We start from the raw sequence: 4273 nt of genomic DNA, 5'->3' as shown, positions 1-4273 counted from the left end.
CCGGCAGCCAGGGCGTGTCGCCCGGCAGGGTGATCACCCATGGCGCGCCGCGCGCCTGCGCCCAGCCCATCGCCGCCAGCACGCCCGCCAGCGGGCCGGGGTGCCCCGGCAGCGGATCGGGCACCACCTCAAGACCGAAGCGGGCAAAGCGCTCCGGATCGCCATTGGCATTGAGCGCAAGGGCGGGCAGCTGCGGCGCGACCCGGTCGATGACATGCGCAAGCAGCGGGCGGCCCGAAAGATCGCGCAGCCCCTTGTCGCCGCCGCCCATCCGGCGCGACAGCCCCCCTGCGAGGATCATGCCGGGCGGGGCGTCGAAGGGGGCGGTCATCGGCGGGGCTTTCCTTGGGGGGAGGCGTCAGCCGCCCAGCTGCCGCGCCACGGCGCGCCGCGCGTCGCGCAGGCTGTCGCTGTCGTTCTCGTTGTGCTCGGTGGTCACCACGCCGGGGAGCGCGCCGAAGCGGGCCATCAGCTTGTCGGGAAACCATGTCGTGCCGAGCGTCTCGAAGCCGGGCAGCTGGCCCAGAAGCTGCGAGATGGCGCGTGTGCAGAAGGCCTGCCGCACCGGCCCGGCCGAAAGCGCCAGCTCGAGCGCCGCCTCGGCGATGGAGCCGGGCACCTCGAGCCTTTGCTCGACCGTCACGTAGGAGGCGCGCGAGTGGTAGGAGACGTAGCTCTTCACCACCTGCGGCGTCATGCCGAACAGCACGTCGTTGCGCTCGGGGATCGACGGGTGGCCGTAGCTGCCCGCCGGGTCGAACAGCACCCTCTGGCTCGCATTGATCAGCAGCGCGCTATGCGCGCCATTGCCGGTGCCGAGGTTGTTGACCGTGTAGAGCGTCAGCGCGGGCGGCCCGGCATGGACGTAGCGTGCGTCCGCGATTGCCGCCTCGGGGGCCCAGACCGTCTCGCCGCCGGTGCCGCAGCCGGCGAGCGCCAGCGGCGCGGCCATGAGGAACGCGCGCCGCTGCATGGCTCAGGCGTTGACGAGAGCGAGCAGGATCAGCGCGACGATGATCGCGATGACGGTGCGGGTCGTCAGCTTGACGAAGCCCTCATAGGTGCGCTGCTGGTCGGTGATGTCCATGGTTCCGGGAACGTGGTGGTGCTGATCGTCGGCCATCGGAAACTCCTCGCATCTGGCGTATCGCGCCGGGGGTTAGCCCGAATCCCCGCGCTTGTCACGATGTCTCGGGCGCGGCATCTGGTCCGCGTGGCGCGTCGTCCTCCTGCCCGCCGCTTTCGGCCTCGTCCTCGAGTTCGCGCGCCAGCCGGAAGCCGATCCGCTCGGGCGGGGCCTCGGGGCGCGGACGGGGCAGGGCCCGCAGGATCACCGAAAGCTGGGTGACGTGCTGGATCAGCTGCGTCTTCGCACCCGCGGGATCCGTGCCATAGAAGGTCACGATATCGGGATCGAAATAGCCCATCCCCTGGATGCGCAGCACGCCCGAATGGCCGCCGGTCATCGCCATGGCGACCTCCTCGCCCGCCTCCAGCCCATCCTCGAACCGCTTGATGTAGTGGATCAGCCGCTCATAGGCCCAGCGCGCCGGGCTCTTGCCACCGGCGGGCTTGCGCAGCGCCGGTGGCAGCGCCTGCGGAGTCGCGTCCCCCGCCGTGTCCGCATGCACCTCGCGCAGCCGTGGCAGGGCCTCGGCCTCCAGCGCCTCGGCGGCGGTGGCGATGATGTCGTCGGCCATGGCGGTCCCTCCCTCGTATCCGGGGCTTCAGGGTGGCGCGGCCGGGGCCGTCGTCAAGCAGGCATCCGCCCCGAGTTGCACCGGCCCGCGCGACGCGTCATATACCGAGGGAACGCGCAATCGCAGGGGCCTTCGCATGACCATCTACCTCGAATTCGAGAAGCCGCTCGCCGAGATCGAAGGCCAGGCCGAGGAGCTGCGCGCGCTGGCCAGGCGCAGCCCGGAGATGGATGTCGAGAAGGAGGCCGCCGCGCTCGACCGCAAGAGCCAAGACATGCTGACGCAGCTTTACGGCAGCCTCAGCCCCTGGCGCAAATGCCAGGTCGCGCGCCATCCCGAGCGGCCGCATTGCAAGGATTACATCGAGCGGCTCTTCACCGAGTACACGCCGCTCGCGGGCGACCGCAACTTTGCCGACGATCACGCGGTGATGGGTGGGCTGGCGCGGCTCGACGGCCGCGCGGTGGTGGTGATCGGCCACGAGAAGGGCCACGACACCAAGAGCCGGATCGAACGCAACTTCGGCATGGCCCGGCCCGAGGGCTATCGCAAGGCGATCCGGCTGATGGATCTCGCGCATCGCTTCAAGCTGCCCGTCGTCACCCTCGTCGATACGCCCGGCGCCTATCCGGGCAAGGGGGCGGAGGAGCGCGGACAGTCCGAGGCGATCGCCCGCTCGACCGAGAAATGCCTGCAGATCGAGGTGCCGCTGGTGTCGGTGATCATCGGCGAGGGCGGCTCGGGCGGGGCGGTGGCCTTTGCCACGGCCAACCGTGTGGCGATGCTGGAGCATTCGATCTACTCGGTGATCTCGCCCGAGGGCTGCGCCTCGATCCTTTGGAAGGATGCCGAGAAGATGCGCGAGGCCGCCGAGGCGCTGCGGCTGACGGCGCAGGAGCTCAAGGAGCTGGGCGTCTGCGACCGGATCGTGGCCGAGCCGCTGGGCGGCGCGCATCGCGACGCCGATGCCGCGATCGACGCGGTGGGCCGGGAGATCGGCAAGATGCTCGACGAGCTGGGCGGCATGGATGCCCAAGCCGTGCGCGCCGACCGCCGCCGCAAGTATCTCGACCTCGGCTCGAAGGGGCTGGCCGCCTGATCGGCGCGCCGCCCCCGTTCATCTTTCTGCAAATACGCAAGTCCCACGGCCGGGCCGGGCGCTACCACATGGTGGTCTTCGCCCGCTCCGGCCAATCCGCATCATAGGCCGCGCCGTCGAAGCCGGCCCTGGCCTCCGCCACCATCTCACCGACGCTGGGCAGGCCCGCGCTGTCGTCGCCGCGGCTCCAGAGCCCGGCGCGCATCACCGCGCGGGCGCATTGCGGATAGGCCTCGGTCAGCCGCACCACGATCACCGAACGCGGATGCGTGTCCTCATGCGCGAATCGCGCCGTGATCTCCGGATCGTCGCTGAGCACGGCATGGCCGTTGACCCGCAGGATGCCGGGCGCCCCGACCACGAGAAACATCAGGCTCACCCGCCCGTCGCGCACGATGTTGCGCAGCGAATCCATGCGGTTGTTGCCGCGCCAGTCGGGCAGCAGCAGGGTGCGCTCGTCCATCACCTGCACCACGGGGCCATCGTCGCCGCGCGGGCTTGCATCGGTGCCCTCGGGGCCCACGGTGCTCAGCACGCAAAACCGCGACGCGCCGATCCAGGCCGTTTGCGCCGGTGTCAGCCGGTCGGTGACCTTGTCCAGCGCGGCGCCCGAGGGCTTGCGCGCATAGAGGGCTTCGAGCGCCTCGATGCTGTCGACGGTCTTCACGCGCCGTCCTTGACGGCGATGGGAAACCCGGCCTCGGCCATCAGCGCGTTGGAGCGCGGCTCGATCTCGGCTTCGAGCCGGGTCATGAACTCGGCCGCGGAGAGGCCCGGCGGGATCGCGGGGAGGAATTCGACCACGGCGGTGCCGGGGCGGCGCAGCACGCCGCGCCGGGGCCAGAACAGCCCGACGTTGCAGGCCACGGGCACGCAGGGCTGGTTCAGCTCGCGGTAGATCGCGGCGGTGCCGGTCTTGTAGGGCGCCGAGACGCCGGGCGCGAGGCGGGTGCCCTGCGGGTAGATGATGAGCTGGCCGGGGTCGTCGCGGCCCGAGCGCACCTCGATCATCATCTTCTTGATCGCCGCGCCGCGCTTGCCGCGATCGACCGGCACGCAGCCCATGCGCAGCGCGATCTGGCCCAGCACCGGCGCATAGACCAGCTCCTTCTTCATGATGAAGCGGCCGCGCGGCACGGAGCCGTAGATCATGATGATGTCGAGAAAGCTCTGGTGCTTGGCCGCGACCATCACCTCGCCCTCGGGCGGCGTGCCGCGCACCTCTGTCCTGAGCCCCAGAAGCACCCGCGCCAGCCAGCGCACGAAGCGGCACCAGGTGTGGGCGGCGGCGACGGCGCCGTCGCGGCTCATGATCGCCCAAGGGGTATAGGCGAGGCCGATCGGCAGCATCGCGGCGTAGATCAGCCCGCTGAACAGCAGGCTGCGCAGCCAGCGCCAGCCGTAGGCCAGCCCGCTCATGACTGCCGCTCCAGCATGCGCCGCGCGGCCGCGCGGGTGGCGGCAAAGGCCACGG

General features: G+C 70.7%; 7 protein-coding genes. 1 reads left to right on the top strand and 6 read right to left on the bottom strand.

Features of this window, described 5'->3' with window-relative positions; all coding sequences use genetic code 11:
* The 4 genes from NHG85_RS03310 to NHG85_RS03295 form a co-directional block, all read right to left on the bottom strand.
* A partial coding sequence (locus NHG85_RS03310; RefSeq protein WP_253329796.1) for an NTP transferase domain-containing protein occupies positions 1 to 331 on the bottom strand: 331 nt, incomplete at its 3' end.
* Positions 332 to 358: 27 nt separating this feature from the next.
* The gene (locus NHG85_RS03305; protein WP_253329794.1) at positions 359 to 973 is read right to left on the bottom strand and encodes a hypothetical protein; all 615 of its coding nucleotides are present in this window, start codon (positions 971 to 973) and stop codon (positions 359 to 361) included.
* Positions 974 to 976: 3 nt separating this feature from the next.
* The gene (locus NHG85_RS03300; protein ID WP_253329792.1) at positions 977 to 1123 is read right to left on the bottom strand and encodes an aa3-type cytochrome c oxidase subunit IV; all 147 of its coding nucleotides are present in this window, start codon (positions 1121 to 1123) and stop codon (positions 977 to 979) included.
* Between the two features lie 58 nt (positions 1124 to 1181).
* Entirely contained in the window at positions 1182 to 1700 is a 519-nt protein-coding gene (locus NHG85_RS03295; protein WP_253329790.1) for a DUF6173 family protein, read from the bottom strand.
* Between the two features lie 136 nt (positions 1701 to 1836).
* Here NHG85_RS03295 and NHG85_RS03290 point away from each other — a divergent pair, with 136 nt between their 5' ends.
* The gene (locus NHG85_RS03290; RefSeq protein WP_253329788.1) at positions 1837 to 2799 is read left to right on the top strand and encodes an acetyl-CoA carboxylase carboxyltransferase subunit alpha; all 963 of its coding nucleotides are present in this window, start codon (positions 1837 to 1839) and stop codon (positions 2797 to 2799) included.
* Between the two features lie 61 nt (positions 2800 to 2860).
* Here the strand turns inward: NHG85_RS03290 and NHG85_RS03285 are convergent, their stop codons facing one another.
* The gene (locus NHG85_RS03285) at positions 2861 to 3466 is read right to left on the bottom strand and encodes a pyridoxamine 5'-phosphate oxidase family protein (RefSeq protein WP_253329786.1); all 606 of its coding nucleotides are present in this window, start codon (positions 3464 to 3466) and stop codon (positions 2861 to 2863) included.
* Positions 3463 to 4218, bottom strand: a complete 756-nt coding sequence (locus NHG85_RS03280) for a lysophospholipid acyltransferase family protein (protein ID WP_253329784.1) — start codon at positions 4216 to 4218, stop codon at positions 3463 to 3465. Before NHG85_RS03280 ends, NHG85_RS03285 begins: the two co-directional genes overlap by 4 nt.
* Positions 4219 to 4273 lie beyond the last annotated feature (55 nt).

The sequence above is a fragment of the Limimaricola litoreus genome, from assembly GCF_024159025.1.
GTDB classification, from domain to species: domain Bacteria; phylum Pseudomonadota; class Alphaproteobacteria; order Rhodobacterales; family Rhodobacteraceae; genus Limimaricola; species Limimaricola litoreus.
Note: the sequence above shows the minus strand (reverse complement) of the source record. Positions and strands in the feature narration are given on the sequence as shown.

Excerpts from the sequence above, each read along its gene's own strand:
- NHG85_RS03305 (WP_253329794.1), bottom strand. The coding sequence starts at position 973 with ATGCAGCGGCGCGCGTTCCTCATGGCCGCGCCGCTGGCGCTCGCCGGC.
- NHG85_RS03295 (WP_253329790.1), bottom strand. The coding sequence starts at position 1,700 with ATGGCCGACGACATCATCGCCACCGCCGCCGAGGCGCTGGAGGCCGAG.
- NHG85_RS03290 (WP_253329788.1), top strand. The coding sequence starts at position 1,837 with ATGACCATCTACCTCGAATTCGAGAAGCCGCTCGCCGAGATCGAAGGC.
- NHG85_RS03300 (WP_253329792.1), bottom strand. The coding sequence starts at position 1,123 with ATGGCCGACGATCAGCACCACCACGTTCCCGGAACCATGGACATCACC.
- NHG85_RS03280 (WP_253329784.1), bottom strand. The coding sequence starts at position 4,218 with ATGAGCGGGCTGGCCTACGGCTGGCGCTGGCTGCGCAGCCTGCTGTTC.